Source organism: Rhodococcus sp. NPDC057529, from assembly GCF_042802055.1.
Classification (GTDB): Bacteria; Actinomycetota; Actinomycetes; order Mycobacteriales; family Mycobacteriaceae; genus Rhodococcus_F.
Genome location: NZ_JBHVEY010000003.1, coordinates 499,607 through 517,603 on the forward strand (window position 1 = coordinate 499,607; position 17,997 = coordinate 517,603).

Below are 17,997 nucleotides of genomic sequence, written 5' to 3' on the forward strand. Positions count from 1 at the left end.
CCACCACACTCCGTGTGTTCGCCAAGGAAGGAGCCAGCGATCATGTCGACCATCTCGGACGCGGTCACCGCACTGGCAAACAAGGGAATGATCCTCGTCGTCGACGACGAAGACCGCGAGAACGAGGGCGACCTGATCATGGCCGCCGAATACGCGAGCACCGATGCGGTCGCGTTCTTCCTCGAACACACATCCGGCTTTCTCTGCGTCGCCATCGACGAGGCCCGCGCCGACACACTCGGCCTCGACCTGATGGTCCCCGACAACACCGAAGCCCACAACACCGCCTTCCTGATCAGCGTCGACTACCGGCACGGCACCACCACGGGAATCAGTGCGGGCGATCGCGGCGCCACCATCCGGGCCCTGGCCGACCCGGCCCTGCAGCCCGCCGACCTCGCCCGGCCCGGCCACGTCATGCCGCTGCTCGCCAAGCCCGGCGGCGTCCTCGAGCGCCCGGGGCACACCGAAGCCGGAGTCGATTTGTGCCGCATGGCCGGGCTCAGCGGCGCCGCCCTGCTCTGCGAGATCGTCACCCCCGATCGGCGGGAGATGATGCGACGTGACGACCTCGAACAACTCGCCGAACAGCACTCGATCCCGATGATCTCCATCGCCGAACTGCGCGCGTGGCGCTCGCGCACGGATGGAACGGTGACCCCGCTCCGTCAGAGTGCCGCCCGCCCCGGGAACATCGTCGTCCGGTCCGGTCGCAGCACCCTTCCCACCGACGTCGGCACGTTCGACGCGCTGGCCTATCAGGCACCCGGCGACGGCGTCGAGCACCTGGCTCTGGTGATGGGCGACGTGGCCACCACCGACGCGCCGCTGGTCCGGATGCACAGCGAGTGCATCACCGGTGACCTCGCCGGCTCCCTGCGCTGCGACTGCGGACCCCAATTCCGATCCGCCATGAGCGCCATCGCCGAGGCCGGCGCCGGCATCCTGATCTATCTCCGCGGACACGAGGGCCGCGGAATCGGTCTGGGGCACAAACTGCGCGCCTACGAACTCCAGCAACACGAGGGCCTCGACACCATCGACGCCAACGTCAGCCTCGGCCTGCCCGTCGACAGCCGCGACTACCGCGTCGCCTGCGACATCCTCGACGACCTCGGAGTCGGCCGAGTGCGGCTGATGACGAACAACCCCGACAAGGTCCGGGCCCTGATCGACCACGGCATCACCGTCGCCGAACAGATCCCACACGAGTCCTCACCGACCGCCTACAACCGGTCCTATCTGACCACCAAACGCGACCGCATGGGTCACACGCTGCAGCGGCTCGGTTGAGTCCCCGCGTCACCCCGCCCATGCGACACGGCAGGCCGGCCTTGGTCACCGGTGTCGAACACCCGGAGGGTGCTCACGCTGCCCGCACTCTCGCCGAGCATGGATTCGACGTCGTCGCACACAGTTTCACTCCGGAGGCGGCCGAACGGATCGCCCGGGACATCACGAGCGGCGGTGGCCGCGCGACCGCCGTCGTCGCCGATCTCACCATCGACCGGGAGGTCGACCGGCTCTTCACCACCGTCGAAGACATCCACGGCCACGTCGACACGGTCGTACACGCCGCCTGGATTCCCGGACCCGAATCCACCGGCACGTCACTCGAGACGATCCATCCCCACGACTGGCACCGATTCGTCCACGCTCACCTCGGCATGGTCTTCGCGACCGTGCGGCGGGCGATGCAGTCGATGAACACAAGCGGCCGGGCGGGATCCATCGTCACCGTCGTCGGCCTGGGCCGATCAGCGACTGAAACAGGCGATTCCACGCTGGCCCGGCAGGTGATCGACGGCGCGATCGAGGCCTTCGCCGTCGCGGCGGCGCGCGATCTCGGCGCCTGCAGCGTCCAGGTCACCAGCATCCGCTTGGTCGACGAACTTCCGACACCCGAACACCCGGACGAGCGCCGCGCACCGGATTTCGACACCGCCCTCGTCCGACTCGCCGACCCCGTCCACCACGGCGGCTGGTCCGGCAGGGTTCTCACCGCGCACGCGGCCCTGCCCGCTGCCGTGCACTGACAACCCATCCCCTTTCCGTCCAACACCTTTGGAGTTGAAGCCGTGACTGTCGTGTCCGAATCCACTACACCGCAGAAGATCGAACTGTCCGACGAGGAGATCTTCGCCGGCCACGTCGGGGGAAAGCTGTCCGTGGAGTTGACGACCCCGCTGGACACTCAGCGGGATCTGTCGATCGCCTACACCCCGGGGGTGGCGCAGGTTTCCCGCGCCATCGCTGCCGACGAGACCCTCGCCGACCGCTACACCTGGGCCAGCCGGCTGGTGGTCGTCGTCAGTGATGGTTCCGCGGTGCTCGGTCTGGGGGACATCGGGCCCCGTGCCTCGCTGCCGGTGATGGAGGGCAAGTCGGCGCTGTTCAGGAATTTCGCCGGGTTGAACTCGATCCCGCTGGTCCTGGACACGAAGGATCCGGACGAGATCGTCGAGACCCTGATCCGGTTGCGCCCGAGCTTCGGTGCGGTGAATTTGGAGGACATCTCCGCGCCGCGCTGCTTCGAGATCGAACGGCGCGCCATCGAGGCCTTGGACTGCCCGGTGATGCACGACGACCAGCACGGCACCGCGATCGTGGTCCTCGCCGCATTGAAGGGTGCGGTGAAGGTCCAGGGCCGGGAGTTGTCCGGGTTGCGGGTGGTGGTCTCCGGTGCGGGCGCCGCGGGTGTGGCGTGCGCGAACATTCTGCTTGCCGCGGGGATCGCGGACGTGACGGTGCTGGATTCGAAGGGCATCGTCTCGGCCGACCGCGGTGACCTGAACGAGGTCAAGACGGATCTGGCCGCGCGCACGAACCCGGCCGGCCGCCGCGGCGGTATCGCCCGGGCCCTGGACGGTGCGGATGTGTTCCTCGGTGTCTCCGCTGGGACCGTGCCGGAGGAGTTGATCGCGACGATGGCGGAGGGTTCGATCGTGTTCGCGTTGTCGAACCCGGACCCGGAGATCCACCCCGACATTGCCCGCAGGCATGCGGCGATCGTCGCGACGGGACGCAGCGATTTCCCGAATCAGATCAACAATGTTCTGGCCTTTCCCGGTGTGTTCAAGGGCGCGCTCGATGCCGGTGCCCGGCGGATCACCGAAGGCATGAAGCTCGCCGCCGCCGAGGCGATCCTCTCGGTCGTCGGTGACGAGGTGGCTGTGGACAGGATCGTTCCCAGCCCGCTCGATCCTCGCGTCGCACCGGCTGTCGCGGAGGCAGTCGCCGCCGCAGCGCGATAGGCGCTTCGCGCCCGTGCGTGGTTAGCGAGTCTCTGCACTCGTCAACCACGCACGGGCGGCGGAGCCGCCCCTGTTCCGCGGCGGTGAGGGCGTGAGTTCGGCATTCGCGGAGCACGGGGCAGTCCTGGCAGATCTGTTTCGCGCGGCGTTCGCGCCGTGTGCGGACGGTTCGCTGCTCGCGTTCGTCGGGCGAGAAGAACATGGCGGTGTCGGTTCCGCGGCACGATCCCTCATGTCGCCAGTCCCAGCCGGACGGACGGTCGGATGGATGCTCGGTGATGGTCATTCGGTTTCCCGGGGTCGACGTTTCGGTACTCCTACGACAAACGCACCGCCGTAACCGGGACAAAGCGTGGCCGGTACGGCGGTGCGTCGTGCACGTGGAGGGCGGGTGCCTGACGCCGACACATCAGGTCAGGCACCCGCGCAGTTCGTTCAGTCAAGAAGGCGCTCCTGATTCCTGAACGAACGGATTGCCGCAGGGAATATGCTCCCCGCGAAGATCTTTCGTGGTGTCAGTTGGTCGCGGTGGACACGTCGAACTCGATGGTGCCGAAGCCTTCGAATTCGCCGACCCAGCGGCCCGCCTGGTTCATGGGCACTGCCTGCAGGCAGCTGCCGGGGAGGATGACCTGGCCGGCCTGAAACTCGACGTCGTAGGCGGCGAGGCGGTTGACCAGCCAGGCGACCGCGGCGAGGGGGTTGCCGAGGATGTTGCGGGTGTTGCCGGTGATGACCTCGCGCCCGTTGAAGTGCAGGGAGCCGTTCATGTCGCGCAGGGTGAGGTCGGTGATGCGGCGGGGGGTGCCGCCGAGGATGACCGCGCCGGTGGATCCGTTGTCGGCGAGGGTGTCCGGGAGGTCGATGGCCCAGTTCTGGACGCGGGAGTCGATGATCTCGATGGCGGGCACGGCGTAGTCGATGGCGTTGATGACGTCGGCGACCGTGATGTTGGGCCCGCGCAGACTGCTCTTCAGCACGAAGGCGGGTTCGAGTTCGACGAACGGTTCGATGTACCTTTCCCGTTCGAGGGTGGTGCCTTCGTAGGCGAAGATGCTGGCGAGCAGGAATCCGTAGTCGGGCTGGCCGAGGCCGAAGGCTTCCTGCATGACCTTCGCGATGTTGCCGAGCTTGTATCCGACGAGGCGGTCACCGTCTGCGACGGCGTGTTCGACGTTGATGCGCTGGACGGCGAAGGCGGAGTCGGCGTCGAGGGCGGGCCAGGTCTTGGTCGGTGCGGTGATCGGTGCCCCGTTCACGCGTGCCGTCCGCAGCGTGGTCGCGACGTCGTGGAGTTCGGTGGTCTGCATGGGTGTCCTTGTCGGGTCGGTGGGGTCAGACGGCGTCGACGGTGCGGTTGCCGAAGCGGAGGCCGGGGTGATCGTCGCGGAGCCGGACGGCGCCGGGGCCGTAGAGCTTTTCGCGCAGGGTGGAGCCTTCGTAGTCGCTCCACATGGTGCCGCGGCGCTGCAGTTCGGGGACGACGAGTTCGATGAAGTCGGCGATGTCCTGGTACTTGATGGCGTTGGCGAGGTTGTAGCCGGCGATACCGGTCTCGTTCATCCACCGGGTCAGCTCGTCGGCCACGGTGGTGGGGGAGCCGACGATGGTGGGGCCGGTGCCGCCGATGCCGACGAATTCGGCGATGTCGCGCGGGGTCCACTCCTTGTCGGGGTCCATCTTCGAGAACAGGTCGACCATGGTCTGTCCGGCGTTGGTCTTGACGTGCTTGAGGGGCACGTCGGGGTCGAACTGCGACATGTCCAGTCCGGTCCAGCCGCTGTAGCGGGCCATCGCCCCGGTGTAGCTCACGAGCTTGCGGTAGCTCTCGTACTTCGCGTGGGCTTCTTCGTCGGTCGGTGCGCAGACGACGTTGAGCATCTGCAGCACGTGCACGTTGGCCGGGTCGCGGCCGGCCTCGGCGGCGAGGGCGCGCAGGCTGTCGACCTGCTTCTTCAGCGCCGGGATGGACACGGCGTTGACGAACACCGCCTCGGCGCTGGCGGCGGCGAGGGCGCGGCCCTTGGACGAGCCGCCGGCCTGGAAGATCACCGGGGTGCGCTGCGGGGACGGCTCGCACAGCGCGAAGCCGGGCACGGAGAAGTACTTACCCTTGTGCTCGATGTTGTGCACGCGGCTGGGATCGATGTACATGCCGCGCTCGGCGTCCCGGACTACCGCGTCGTCGTCCCAGGATCCCTCCCATAGCTTGTAGCAGACCTCGAGGTACTCGGCGGCCATGTCGTACCGCTCGTCGTGCGGAACCTGCTGTCCGGTACCGAGATTGCGGGCGGCGCTGTCGGAGTAGGAGGTCACCAGGTTCCAGCCGACCCGGCCGTCGGTGAGGTGGTCGAGGGTGCTGAACTTGCGGGCCAGCGCGTACGGGTGCTCGTAGGAGGTCGACCCCGTCAGCCCGAATCCGAGGTTCTTCGTCACCGCCGCCATCGCGGAGACGGCCATGAACGGATCCTGCGCGGGGATCTGCGCGGCGTCGGCGAGGGCCGCGTCGGCGTTGCCCTCGTAGATGTCGTGGTAGCCGACGTTGTCGGCGAAGAAGATGCCGTCGAACCGGGCCTGTTCGAGCAGTTTGGCGTACTCGGTCCAGTAGGCGAGGTTCTTGTAGTTCGCGCCCTGATCCTTCGGGTGCCGCCACAGACCGGCCGACAGGTGCGCCGGGCCCTGGTAGTCGAAGGCAAAGATCCGCATGCGCTGAGACGCCATTGTCTATCTCCGTTCACTTTTTGAACACGTAGTTCATGTGTTGAACAACACTGTAAGAGGTGGAATGTGTGGGCGTCAATAGCGCATTTCGCAAGAATTACCCCGGAACTTGTCGATGCTCGCATCCCCACCACTTCGCGACGCCTCACTTTATGGTCGGCATGTTCAAATAGTGGATGGGCGTGTAGAACATAGGCCATGCGTGCCATTCAGGTCTCTCGTCTCGGTGGTCCCGACGTTCTCGAACTCACCGAGGTCCCCGATCCCCAGCCCGGTCCGGACGATCTGCTCGTGCGGACCGACGCGATCGGCGTCAACTTCATCGACACCTATTTCCGGACCGGGGTGTACCCGCATCCGCTGCCGTACGTTCCCGGCGACGAGGGCTCGGGTGTCGTCGAGACGGTCGGCGCCGGGGTGCGCGGCTTCGCGCCCGGTGACCGCGTCGCGTGGTGTGGGGCAACCGGCAACTACGCAGAACAGGTGGTGGTGCCCGCCGCAGTCGCGATCGCGGTACCGGACGGCGTACCCGCCCCGCAGGCGGCTTCCGCACTGGCGCAGGGGATGACGGCCCACTACCTGGCGTACTCGACCTATCCGGTGCAGTCCGGCGACACCGTGCTCGTCCACGCCGGGGCCGGCGGCGTCGGATTGCTGCTGACCCAAATGGCCACGAAGTTGGGTGCGCGGGTGATCACCACCGTCTCGTCGGATGTGAAGGAGAAGCTGTCGCGCGAGGCCGGCGCCGCCGAGGTGCTCCGGTACGAGGACGACATCGCCGCCCGCGTCCGCGAACTCACCGACGGGGAAGGTGTGGCCGTCGCCTACGACGGGGTCGGCGCGGCCACGTTCGAGGCGAGCCTCGCGTCCGTCCGGGTCCGTGGCACCCTTGCCCTCTTCGGCGCCTCGAGCGGCCTGGTACCGCCGTTCGACCCGCAACGGCTCAATCCCGCAGGGTCCCTGGTCCTCACCCGTCCCACGCTCGCGCACTACATCCGCACCCGTGAGGAACTCACCTGGCGGGCAGGCGAGGTTTTCGCGGCCGTCGCGGACGGTTCGTTGCATGTTCGCGTCGGCGCGCACTACCCGCTCGAACACGCCGCCGACGCGCACCGGGACCTCGAGGCCCGGAAGACCACCGGTGCCGTCGTTCTCGTCCCCTGACCGGGAGCCATACGGACGTACAATTCTGCTGGCGATGTTCATACCCGAATCGACGGAGTGATTCGTGTCGAACCTGACAGTCGGCGACTTGGTGGCCATGCGGCAACTCGCGTGCAGCGTGGTGGCCGGCGCTGCCGGTACCCGCCGGATCGTGGTGTGGGCGCAGGTGTGCGAACTGCCCGACCCGTGGAATTGGCTCGGTAAGGACGACCTGTTGATGACCACCGGTATGAGCCTCCCGGCAGCGGCGGACGCACAGCGAGAGTTCGTGCGACGTCTCAGCGAGGCGGGTCTGGCCGGCATCGCGATCGGCGACGACCTGCTCGCGCCCCCGCTGACGCAGGACATGCTGGCCGAAGCCGAGGAGCAGTGCTTCCCGGTCGTCTCTGTCGGTCATGCGACACCTTTTGTCGCGATCGGCCGGACCGTCGCCATCGCGGCCCAGAGCGTCCAGGTCAGTCGAATCGCCCGCTTGAGCCGGCTCTACGACGCCGCGCAGGCGGCACCGGAGGACGAGACGTCGCTGCTCGATCGAGTGTCGGCGGAGCTCGGACACCGACTCCACGTCGTGGACGTCGAACTCGGCAGCGAGGTGCTGCGCGACGCCCGTCCGCTCGGCGACGATCTCGTCGACGAGCTCCGCCGCAGCGTCGGCGGCCGGCTCGACGGTCTTCCGTCGAGGGTGTCGATCGACGCCGGCGCCGGGACGGTGGCGACAGCGTTCCCCCTCGCCACCCATCGCAGGTGCATGCTCGTCGCGGCCGAGCACGCCGACATCGAGGTCGACGCGTTCGTGTTGTTGCATGCGCAGAGCCTCGTCGGCGTGGAAGTGGAGCGGGTGACCCGGGAACGTGAACGCACCGATGTGGTGCGGGCGGAGCTGCTCGAGCAGATGATCACCGGATCGATCAGCGCGGAAGCTGCCACACCCCGCCTCGGACAACTGGAGTTGGCCGATGCCCACTGGTGCGTCATCGGATTCGACGCATCTCACCTCCAGACGGCCCGCACGCTCGTCGGGGACCGCGGAGTCCCGTACCTGTCGTGCCCGGTAGGGGACGAGGGGTACCTGATGGTTCCGAGCACCGACGCCGACCTGACGGCGGACCTCCTCGACCGCCACATCGATGCGATGGGCATGTCGGCCCGTAACGCGACGACTCTGCGGGTCCCGGACAGCGTTCGTCAAGCCCGGTGGGCTCTCCAGGCCGCGCGGGCGGCGGGCGGCGGGCTTGCCGAGTATTCGACCGCGGCCCCCCTGTTCCTTCCCCGAACCTTGACCGAAGCACATTTCGCGACGCGGGCCGTGCTGGGGAAGGTCATCGACTACGACGCGGCCAATCACAGTGATCTCGTCGAGACGCTCGACGTATTCCTGTCCATGGATCGGAACTGGTCGGCAACCGCGGAAAAGCTTGTCGTTCACCGCCAGACGCTCGGATACCGACTACGCAAGATAGAGGGCCTCACCGGCCGAAGCATGAAGAGCTCCGCGGACATCGCCGACTTCTGGATGGCGCTGATCACCCGCCGGATCAGTAGCGTCCGGGACTGAGACGAGAGGAAGACGATGTCGAGACTCACCGTCGGCGACCTCATCGCCATGGATCAGCTCGGGTGCGCTGCCGTCGCCGGTGTGACGGGGCTCGATCGCCGGATCGTGTGGGCGCACACCTCGGAACTCGACCCCTGGGACTGGCTGGGAGCGGACGAACTGCTGATGACCGCCGGATTGTGCGTGCCGCCGGACGAGCCGGCGCAGTGCACGTTCGTCGAGCGCCTTCACGACAAGGGTCTGGCGGGCGTCATCATCGGTGACGATGCGACCGCGCCACCGCTCACGCCCGCGATGCTCGCTGTTGCCGACCGACTGGGTTTCCCCATCCTTCGGTGCAGCCACACCACCCCGTTCGCGGCCATCGGACGGACGGTGGCCCTGGCCAGTCAGAGTGTTCAGGTCAGCAGGGTCGCACGACTGAGCCGTCTCTACGAACACGCACGCTCGACGTCACTGGCGGAGACGAGTCTCCTGGTCCGGCTGTCCCGCGAGCTTCGCTACACGCTGCACGTCGTCGACGTCGAGTACGGCACCGAAGTTCTCCCCACCGACAATGCACTGTCCGACAAGACCATCCGTGTGTTGGCTGCGCGGGTCGCGAGGACCCTCGATCGTCTGCCCGCCCACCTCATGCTGACCGACGGTGCCGACTATGTGATGACCGCCCATGCCCTTCCCACTCACCGGAAATGCATGCTGGTGATGGAGGGAAGCCCGGCCACGGACGTCGACGCCTTCGCCCTGCTGCATGTGCGAACCCTGATCGGCGTCGAAGTCGAAAAGGTCACCAGGGAGCGGGAGCACGCCGACCAGGCCGGTGAGGGTCTGCTGCGGAGAATTCTCGCCGGAACCGACGCCGCCGAGGCGGTGACACCGCTGCTCGAACAGTTCGACCTCGCCGAACCCGAATGGACGGTGCTGAGCTTCGGAACCGACTTCCTACCGGCTGCGCGGACGATAACGGGCGACCGGGGCGTTCCCAACGTGACCGGCACACTCGACGAGCACGCGTACATGCTGATTCCCACCGGCCGGAGTCCGGAGACCATCGACGTGCTGAGCGGCAGAACCCGGGCGATGGGGGTGTCACCCTCGGCGACCACGATCGGGCAGATCTCCGACAGCGCTCGTCAGGCGGGGTGGGCGCTGGACACCGCCCGATCGACCGGCGTACCCGTCGCCCGATACTCCACCGACGCACCACTGTTCGTGCCCCGCACCCTGACTGATGCCCGGCACGCCACCGACGCGATCCTCGGAGATCTCCTCCTGTACGACCGTGGACACGAGTCGCACCTCGTCGAGACGCTCGAAACCTTCCTCACGCACGACCGAAGCTGGACGGAGACTGCCGAGCAGCTCGGGATTCACCGGCAGTCTCTTGCCTTCCGTCTCGGGAAGATCGAGTCCGTGACGGGACGCAATCTCAAGGCGTCCTCGGACATCGCGATGCTGTGGCTGGCGCTCCGCGCGCGCGCCCACGCGAGTGCGCTGACCGACTGAACAGGTTCAGACGGCGGCGGCCGCGCGTAATCCGTCGAGGACGGCCTCTTCGACGGTGCGTGGGGCGAGGCAGTCGCCGACTCCGGTGAACGGGATGCCGGTGGATTCGACGTCGGCGAGCAGGGCGTCGTTCTGCTGGTGGCCGAGGGCGAGCACGAGTCCGTCGACGCCGTCGAGGATGATCGGTTCGCCGGTCAGGGTGTTGACCAGGTACACGGTGTCGTCGTCCGCCCCGAACAGGCGGGCGTGGGGGACGATGCGCACCTTCGCTTCGGTGGCCGCGCGCAGCATCGACACCCGGGTGAACTGCTGCAGGTTCTCGCCGGCCGCGTAGCCGTTGACGCACAGGGTCACCTTGCGCCCGTCGCGGGCAAGCATTTCCGCGACCCCGAGCCCGGTCCAGTCGCCGCGCCAGTCGGCCACGACGATCTCCCCCTTGGGGGTGTTGCCGCCGTTCGCGCCGATCACGTCCCACGCCTCGAGGACCGGCATATCGCCGTCCAGTTCGAGGTGCGGCCGGTACGGGGTGGCGCCGGTCGCGATGATGACGTGGTCGGGTCGTTCCGCGGTGATCATCGCCGCATCGACCTCGACGCGGGTCTTCACGATCACCCCGTAGCGGTCGAGTTCGGACTGCAGATTGGTGGCGGCGCCGCCGAACTCGGACCGGCCGGGCAGCCGCTCGGCGAGCAGCACCTGTCCGCCGACTCGGCCACTGGCCTCGTAGAGGGTGACCCGGTGCCCGCGCTGGGCGGCGACCACGGCGGCCTTCATCCCGGCGGGTCCGCCGCCGACGACCATGACGTCCGTCGGTTTCGGGGTGAGCACCAGCGTGCCGAACTCGCGTTCGCGTCCGGTCTCCGGGCGCTGGATGCAGGAGATCGGGTAGCCGGATTGGAAGTGGCCGATGCACGCCTGGTTGCAGCCGATGCAGGCTCGGATGTCGTCCGGCCGCTCGGCGAGGGCCTTGGCCGGCATGTCCGGGTCGCAGATCAGGGCGCGGGTCATGGCGCAGGCGTCGGCCTGACCCTTGGCGACGACGATCTCCGCTTCCTGCGGTTGGTTGATCCGCCCGGCGACGAGCACCGGAATCGACACCGCTGCCTTGATCTTCGCCGCGGCGGGCGCGGTGTAGGCGGCCTCCTCGCTCATCGGCGGAACGATGTGCATGGACCCGGACCGGCTGGCGGACGTGCCCTCGGTGACGTTCAGGAAGTCCAGCAGCCCGTCCGCGTCGAGCCGGCGGCAGACCTCGACGATGTCGGTGGGTTCGTCCTCCACGGAGGAGTGCTCGATCCCGGACACGCGGACGCCGACGGCGAATCCCGATCCGACGGCCTCGCGGACGGCGGCGATGATCTCGCGCAGGAACCGCATCCGATTGTCGAGGTCGCCACCGTACCGGTCGGTGCGCAGATTCAGGTCGGGGTTGAGGAACTGGGCGGGCAGGTAGCCGTGGCTGGCCACGACTTCGACACCGTCGAGTCCGGCCTGCTGGAGCCGGCGCGCCCCGGCCGCGTATCCGGCGACGACCTCGGCGATCATCGCCTGGGACATCGGCCGGGGCATGACCCGGAATCGTTCGTTCGGCACGGCCGACGGGGCGTACGCGACCGGAAGCGCACCGTCCTGGGATTCCATGATCTCCCGGCCCGGGTGGAACACCTGACCGAACAGCGCGCACCCGTGCTCGTGGACGGCGTCGGCGACGCGCCGGTAGCCGGCGATGCAGCTGTCGTCGGTGGCCATGAGCACGTGGTAGGTGTACCGCGCGGTCTCGTGGATCCCGGCGACCTGCATGACGATCAGTCCGGCACCGCCGGCCGCCCGGGCGCGGTGGTATTCGACGAGCTGGTCGGTGACCGCGCCGTCGTGCACCATCACGGTGTCGTGCCCGGAGGAGAAGATCCGGTTCTTGAGGGTGACGTCGCCGACCTGCAGCGGGGAGAACAGCGTCGGAAAGAGGGTCTCAGACATGGAAATCCCAGTTCTGTACTGGTGGTGGAAGGGGTGGTCAGCCGGCGTCGGTGTCGGCGAGGACGCGCTGGGCACCGGCCACGGCGACGGCGTCCGCTTCGAAGAGCATGCCCTCGACGAGGAACGAGTTCTGCACCGCGGTCACCGCCGGGTACGGGGCGGAGAAGAACTCGGCGCGGACCTTCTTGAACGTGTCGAAGTCGTCGCGGTCGCCCAGGTAGGCGGTCAGCTTGACCACCGACGACATCGAGGCGCCGTGCTGGGTCAGGATCTTCTCGATGTTGCGGAACACCTGGCGGGCCTGCGCCTCGAAGCCGCCGTCGACGAGGTTGCCGGCGTCGTCGTAGCCGGCCTGACCGGACGTGAACACCAGGTCCCCGGCCTTCGCGCCCTGGCTGTACTGCGCGGACTGTGCCCAGGTGAAGGGGGCGGGGCGGGTTTCGACGATGTTCTCGGTGGTCGTCATGGTGATCCTCTCGGTAGACGTCCCGGGAGTGCGGGATCGCGGTGGCTGACGAGAGGGAACGCTATGGCACGGCCCACCAGGGCGTAACCGTACTGTTGGACAAACCCGTATCACTGCTTTAGTCAGGCGTACGTGTGTCCGCGTCCTGTGGTGGCCCTACCCGCCCTCGCGCAGCAGCGCGACGTCGGACACCATCCGAATGTGATCGGCCATGGCACGGGAGGCGCCCGCGGAGTCCCGGTCACGGATCGCCGTCGCAATGCGACGGTGCCCTTCGAGCGAGGCTCGCGGTCGTTCGGCCTGGGAGAGGGATTCGATCCGGGTCTCCCGGATCAGCCCGGAGATCTCGTGCATCAGCTTGGCCAGCAGTGACGAGTGCGCCGCGACGGTGATGGCCTCGTGGAACTGCTCGTCACCGACGACGCCGCGATCGCCCGCGGCGATCTCCGACTCCATCGTCGCGAGGGCGGAATCGATCGCCGCCATCTCCGCGTCGGTCCGGCGCTCGGCGGCGAGCCCGGCAAGTTTGACCTCGAGTGCCTCGCGGGCCTCGATCACCTCGGGCAGGCGATCGGCGTGTTCCCGCAGGGCCTTGACCGCGCGTTCTTCGATGGGTTGTCGGACGAGGACGGCGCCGTCGCCGTGCCGCACCGACACCACGCCCTGCACCTCGAGGGCGACGAGGGCCTGGCTCAGGGACGCGCGGGACACTCCCAGCTGAGCTGCGAGTTCGCGCTCGGCGGGGAGGCGGTCGCCCGGCGTCATCTCGTGTTCGGCGATGTGGGCGCAGAGTTGTTCGACGATCACCTCGTACAGCCGCGGTCGCGCTACCGGACGCAGTTGCTCAGCCACTGGGCCACCCACTCTCCATTCCACTGAAACTACTCCACGGTATCTCCCGGAGGCGGGTAACCGCACGCACAGTTGCTGTTGACAGTGATCCACAACACTGCTTCGATGAAGTGGCTAGGCCAATTTGCCACTGAGTCAATTCTCGGGGTGCCTGCCGTTACCAGTTGCCACTGCCACAGAACCGGAGACTTTCATGTCGACCGAGTTGATCCCCATCCTTGCGCTTGCCGTCATGTTCCTGGCGGCGACCGTGCTGCCCGTGAACATGGGCGCCCTCGGCTTCGTTGCCGCCTTCTTCGTCGGCACCCTGTCGCTGCACATGAGCAGCGACGACATCATCGCCGGATTCCCCAGCAGCCTGTTCCTCACGCTGGTCGGCATCACTTACCTCTTCGCGATCGCCCAGAACAACGGCACCGTCGACCTGATGGTCCGCGGGGCGGTTCGACTGGTCCGCGGTCGTGTCGCCCTGATCCCCTGGGTGATGTTCGGGATCACGGCGGTCCTCACCGCGATCGGTGCGCTCGGCCCCGCCGCCGTGGCGATCGTCGCGCCGATCGCTCTCGGCTTCGCCGCGCGGTACAAGATCAACGCCCTCCTGATGGGCATGATGGTCGTGCACGGGGCCCAGGCCGGCGGATTCTCGCCGATCAGCATCTACGGCGTCACGGTCAACGACATCGCGTCCAAGGCGGGACTGACCAACAGCCCGCTCACCCTCTTCCTCGGAAGCCTCCTGTTCAACGCCGCGATCGGAGTACTGCTGTTCGTGTTCCTCGGCGGGCGGGACCTGATCGGACGCAGCGTGCACGACGACGGTGTCGAGGACGCGGCGGGAACCGGCACCGGCGGCTCGGGCGGGGGAGCGTCGACGACCGGCGGCGACGCGGGGTCGGGCGGGGCCACCGCCACCAAGGTGCGTCCGGTGCAGACCCTCGCGGGCTCACCCGCGCGCTCCGGTGTCACGTTCGATCAGGCCCTCACTCTGGTGGGTCTCGCCGCGCTCGCCGTGTTCTCGCTGATCCTCGATCTGGACGTGGGATTCATCTCGATGACGGTGGCCGTCGTCCTGGCGCTCGCCTCACCGAAGGCGCAGAAGGGTGCGATCGCGCAGATCAGCTGGTCGACGGTACTGCTCATCGGCGGCGTCCTCACGTTCGTGGGCGTCCTGCAGGAGGCGGGCACGGTCGAGTACGTCGGCAACGCGGTCGCGAGCCTGGGCATGCCGCTCCTCGTCGCCCTGCTCCTCTGCTACATCGGGGCCATCGTCTCGGCGTTCGCCTCGTCCACGGCGATCCTGGGCGCGACGATTCCGCTGGCGGTTCCGTTCCTTCTCGCCGGTGAGGTGGGTGCGGTGGGTGTCATCGTCGCGCTCGCCATCTCCTCGACCATCGTCGACGTCAGCCCGTTCTCGACCAACGGCGCGCTGGTCCTCGCGAACGCGCAGAACGTCGATCGTGACCGGTTCTACAAGCAGATCCTGAAGTACAGCGCGCTCGTCGTCGCCATCGGGCCGCTCGCGGCCTGGGCGATTCTCGTGGTGCCCGGCTGGCTCTGACCGCCGACGGGTAGGCGTCAGGCCCGCCACCTCGAAAACTCAGCTCTTGACATCGGTCGGATCAGATGTTTCATTTAATTGGCTAGTCCACTAGGTCACTGCACCAACAGTCCAGCTATCGCGGCTCTCGCCAGGAAGTAACGGTGGTTTCACATGTCCACGAAAACGATGGAGCGCACGGGTCCGCTGCAAGGAGTGGTCGTCGTCGATCTGACGCGCGCACTGGCGGGTCCCCACGCGGCGATGATGCTCGGCGACCTCGGCGCGGACGTCATCAAGGTCGAAACCCCGCACGGCGGCGACGACACCCGCGGGTGGGGGCCGCCGTTCGTCGAACCCGCCGACGCAGAGCGGGAATCGACGTACTTCCTGTCCACGAACCGGAACAAGAAGTCGATCACCCTGGACCTCAAGGCCGAAGACGGACGGGCCACCCTCGAGTCCCTCGTCCGGCGGGCCGACGTCCTCATGGAGAACTTCCGCACCGGCGTCCTGGACCGGCTCGGGTTCACCACCGAGCGTCTCGCCGAACTGAACCCGCGCCTGGTCGTGTTGTCCATCAGCGGTTTCGGTCACGACGGACCCGAAGGCGGACGCGCAGGCTACGACCAGATCGCACAGGGCGAGGCCGGGCTGATGTCGCTGACCGGACCCAATCCCGACGACGTCCAGCGCGTCGGCGTCCCCATCGCGGATCTGCTCGCCGGCATGTACGGGGCGTTCGGGGTCGTCGCCGCGTTGCAGGAACGCGAACGCACCGGACGGGGCCGCGTCGTGCGAACGTCGTTGCTGGCCAGCGTCGTCGGCGTGCACGCCTTCCAGGGGACGAAGTGGACCGTCGCCGGCGAGGTCGGCGAGGCGCAGGGCAACCACCATCCGTCGATCTCCCCGTACGGACTGTTCCGCACCGCCGACGGCGCCGTGCAGATCTCGGTCGGCAGCGAAGGGCTGTGGAAGCGGTTCTGCGCGGGCTTCCACCTCGACCCCGACGCCCCCGGCATGGCCACCAATCCCGAACGCGTCGAGAACCACAAGCAGGTCCTCGAATTGGTCGAGGACGCGTTCGGCGCGTACACGAGCGACGAACTCCTGATCGAACTCGACCGGATCGGGGTGCCCGCGGGACGCGTCCGCACCATCTCCGAGGTCTACGAATGGGAGCAGACCAAGTCGCAGGGGCTGCTCGTCGACGTCGACCACCGCACCCTCGGCAACATCACGCTGCCCGGCCCGCCCCTGCGGTTCTTCGAACCGGACGGCACCGAGGTCACCGAGACCCGGCACACCGCACCGCCGGTCCTCGGCGCGGACAACGACACCGTGATGTCGTGGCTGAAGGAATGCAGCTGATGGCGCGCCTGACCGCTCCCGAACTGCTCGATCTGGTGGTCGACGCCGGCACCTGGGAGTCGTGGGACATCCCACCGATCGAGGTCGCGGCCGACTCCGAGTACGCGGACGAGCTGCTCCGCGCGCAGGAGAAGACCGGCCTCGACGAGGCGGTGCTCACCGGAGCCGCCACCATCCGCGGCCGCCGAACCGCAATCCTCGTCTGTGAGTTCGGTTTTCTCGGCGGCTCCATCGGAGTGGCGGCGGGGGAGCGACTGGTCGCCGGGATCCGGCGTGCCACCCGCGAAGGCCTTCCGCTGCTCGCCCTGCCGACGTCGGGTGGGACGCGCATGCAGGAGGGGACGACCGCGTTCCTGCAGATGGTCAAGATCACGGCGGCGGTGATCAAGCACAAGGAGGCGCACCTGCCGTATCTCGTCTACCTCCGGAGCCCCACGACCGGCGGGGTGTTCGCGTCCTGGGGATCGCTGGGCCACGTCACCATCGCGGAACCGGGAGCGCTCGTCGGATTCCTCGGGCCGCGCGTGTACGAGGCGTTGTACGAGTCGCCGTTCCCGACGGGTGTCCAGACCGCCGAGAACCTGCACGCGCACGGACTCATCGACGCGGTGCGGCCGCCGGATCAGCTCGCCGAGATCGTCGACCGCGCGCTGCGCATCATCACGTCCAGCCGTGGCGGCCGGCCGGCTCCCGCCGACCCCGCCGTGCACAAGAGTCTGCCGGACGTGCCCGCGTGGGAGTCGGTGCTCGCGTCGCGACGCGAAGACCGGCCCGGCGTGCGCGACGTGATGTTCCATTCGGCCTCGGATGTTCTCCCGCTCAACGGAACCGGTCAGGGGGAGATCGATCCGGGTCTGATCCTCGCGCTCGTCCGGTTCGGTGACATGCCCTGCGTCCTGCTCGGGCAGGACCGTCGCGGGCAGACCACCCGGTCGCCGCTCGGCCCGGCCGCCCTGCGGGAAGCGCGCAGGGGAATGCGACTGGCGGCGGAACTGAACCTGCCGCTGGTGACGGTCATCGACACCGCGGGAGCGGCATTGTCGAAGGAGGCCGAGGAGGGCGGGCTCGCCGGCGAGATCGCGCGCTGCATCGCCGACATGGTCTCACTCGACGTTCCCACGATCTCCCTGCTGCTCGGGCAGGGCACCGGCGGCGGCGCGCTCGCGTTGATTCCGGCCGATCGGGTGCTTGCGGCCCAGCACGGCTGGCTGTCGCCGCTGCCGCCCGAGGGTGCGAGCGCGATCCTGCACCACGACATCGCGCACGCGCCGGACATGGCCGCCCGCCAGGGCATCCGGTCGTCCGATCTCCTCGCGAGCGGCATCGTCGACGAGGTGATCCCCGAATTCCCCGACGCAGCCGAGGAATCCACGGCATTCTGCACCCGGGTCGGTGCGGTGCTCCACCGCGAGCTGGCGCTCCTCGACGCGGCGGACACCACCGAGCGACTCTCCGAACGTGCGGCGCGATTCGACCGGATCGGTCTGTTGCAGCCCGCACCCGCATGACCGCGGTGGGGGGGGGGGGGAGGGGGGGGTCTGCACCACGGTCCCCCTCTACAAAAAGGTCCAAACAAGCCGCCACCACAAAAATA

At 68.0% G+C, this 17,997-nt stretch carries 14 protein-coding genes and 1 pseudogene; 9 read left to right on the top strand and 6 right to left on the bottom strand.

Annotated features, from left to right (window positions below):
- Positions 1 to 42 precede the first annotated feature (42 nt).
- From ribA to ACFU5V_RS08240, 3 genes are read left to right on the top strand one after another with little or no spacing between them, the layout of a single operon-like run.
- Positions 43 to 1,293: a GTP cyclohydrolase II gene (gene ribA / locus ACFU5V_RS08230; RefSeq protein ID WP_378698295.1), complete on the top strand. Its 1,251-nt coding sequence runs from the start codon at positions 43 to 45 to the stop codon at positions 1,291 to 1,293.
- Positions 1,294 to 1,313: 20 nt separating this feature from the next.
- Complete coding sequence (locus ACFU5V_RS08235) at positions 1,314 to 2,036, top strand: SDR family NAD(P)-dependent oxidoreductase (protein ID WP_378434112.1); 723 nt, start codon at positions 1,314 to 1,316, stop codon at positions 2,034 to 2,036.
- A gap of 42 nt (positions 2,037 to 2,078) precedes the next feature.
- Positions 2,079 to 3,254, top strand: coding sequence for an NADP-dependent malic enzyme (locus ACFU5V_RS08240; RefSeq protein ID WP_378698298.1), 1,176 nt, complete (start codon positions 2,079 to 2,081; stop codon positions 3,252 to 3,254).
- 73 nt (positions 3,255 to 3,327) lie between these two features.
- Here the strand turns inward: ACFU5V_RS08240 and ACFU5V_RS08245 are convergent.
- From ACFU5V_RS08245 to ACFU5V_RS08255, 3 genes and pseudogenes are all read right to left on the bottom strand, one after another.
- Positions 3,328 to 3,513: pseudogene (locus ACFU5V_RS08245) on the bottom strand (WhiB family transcriptional regulator); the annotation flags it as partial.
- A gap of 256 nt (positions 3,514 to 3,769) precedes the next feature.
- Positions 3,770 to 4,564 carry a 2-keto-4-pentenoate hydratase gene (locus ACFU5V_RS08250; RefSeq protein ID WP_378698300.1) on the bottom strand — a complete coding sequence of 265 codons (795 nt, stop codon included), beginning with the start codon at positions 4,562 to 4,564 and terminating at the stop codon, positions 3,770 to 3,772.
- 25 nt (positions 4,565 to 4,589) lie between these two features.
- The gene (locus ACFU5V_RS08255; protein WP_378698302.1) at positions 4,590 to 5,975 is read right to left on the bottom strand and encodes an LLM class flavin-dependent oxidoreductase; all 1,386 of its coding nucleotides are present in this window, start codon (positions 5,973 to 5,975) and stop codon (positions 4,590 to 4,592) included.
- 198 nt (positions 5,976 to 6,173) lie between these two features.
- Here ACFU5V_RS08255 and ACFU5V_RS08260 point away from each other — a divergent pair, with 198 nt between their 5' ends.
- From ACFU5V_RS08260 to ACFU5V_RS08270, 3 genes are all read left to right on the top strand, one after another.
- Positions 6,174 to 7,139 (top strand): quinone oxidoreductase family protein, encoded by a 966-nt coding sequence (locus tag ACFU5V_RS08260; protein ID WP_378698304.1) that lies wholly within the window; start codon positions 6,174 to 6,176, stop codon positions 7,137 to 7,139.
- 64 nt (positions 7,140 to 7,203) lie between these two features.
- On the top strand, positions 7,204 to 8,694 hold the full coding sequence (locus ACFU5V_RS08265) for a PucR family transcriptional regulator (protein ID WP_378698306.1): 1,491 nt from the start codon (positions 7,204 to 7,206) through the stop codon (positions 8,692 to 8,694).
- 15 nt (positions 8,695 to 8,709) lie between these two features.
- Positions 8,710 to 10,200 carry a PucR family transcriptional regulator gene (locus tag ACFU5V_RS08270; RefSeq protein WP_378698308.1) on the top strand — a complete coding sequence of 497 codons (1,491 nt, stop codon included), beginning with the start codon at positions 8,710 to 8,712 and terminating at the stop codon, positions 10,198 to 10,200.
- A 6-nt stretch (positions 10,201 to 10,206) separates the two neighbouring features.
- Here ACFU5V_RS08270 and ACFU5V_RS08275 read toward each other — a convergent pair whose 3' ends face one another.
- From ACFU5V_RS08275 to ACFU5V_RS08285, 3 genes are all read right to left on the bottom strand, one after another.
- Entirely contained in the window at positions 10,207 to 12,177 is a 1,971-nt protein-coding gene (locus ACFU5V_RS08275) for an FAD-dependent oxidoreductase (protein WP_378698310.1), read from the bottom strand.
- Positions 12,178 to 12,214: 37 nt separating this feature from the next.
- Positions 12,215 to 12,643 carry a RidA family protein gene (locus ACFU5V_RS08280; RefSeq protein WP_276137100.1) on the bottom strand — a complete coding sequence of 143 codons (429 nt, stop codon included), beginning with the start codon at positions 12,641 to 12,643 and terminating at the stop codon, positions 12,215 to 12,217.
- Between the two features lie 156 nt (positions 12,644 to 12,799).
- Positions 12,800 to 13,495, bottom strand: coding sequence for a FadR/GntR family transcriptional regulator (locus ACFU5V_RS08285; protein ID WP_072936901.1), 696 nt, complete (start codon positions 13,493 to 13,495; stop codon positions 12,800 to 12,802).
- A gap of 193 nt (positions 13,496 to 13,688) precedes the next feature.
- On the opposite strand from ACFU5V_RS08285, the gene ACFU5V_RS08290 reads away from it, so the two are divergent.
- The 3 genes from ACFU5V_RS08290 to ACFU5V_RS08300 all read left to right on the top strand — a co-directional run bounded on the left by ACFU5V_RS08290 (position 13,689) and on the right by ACFU5V_RS08300 (position 17,911).
- Entirely contained in the window at positions 13,689 to 15,053 is a 1,365-nt protein-coding gene (locus tag ACFU5V_RS08290; protein ID WP_378434103.1) for an SLC13 family permease, read from the top strand.
- Between the two features lie 153 nt (positions 15,054 to 15,206).
- Positions 15,207 to 16,403 carry a CaiB/BaiF CoA transferase family protein gene (locus ACFU5V_RS08295; protein ID WP_378698312.1) on the top strand — a complete coding sequence of 399 codons (1,197 nt, stop codon included), beginning with the start codon at positions 15,207 to 15,209 and terminating at the stop codon, positions 16,401 to 16,403.
- Positions 16,403 to 17,911 (top strand): carboxyl transferase domain-containing protein, encoded by a 1,509-nt coding sequence (locus ACFU5V_RS08300; protein WP_378698435.1) that lies wholly within the window; start codon positions 16,403 to 16,405, stop codon positions 17,909 to 17,911. The genes ACFU5V_RS08295 and ACFU5V_RS08300 overlap by 1 nt, the downstream gene beginning before the upstream one ends.
- Positions 17,912 to 17,997 lie beyond the last annotated feature (86 nt).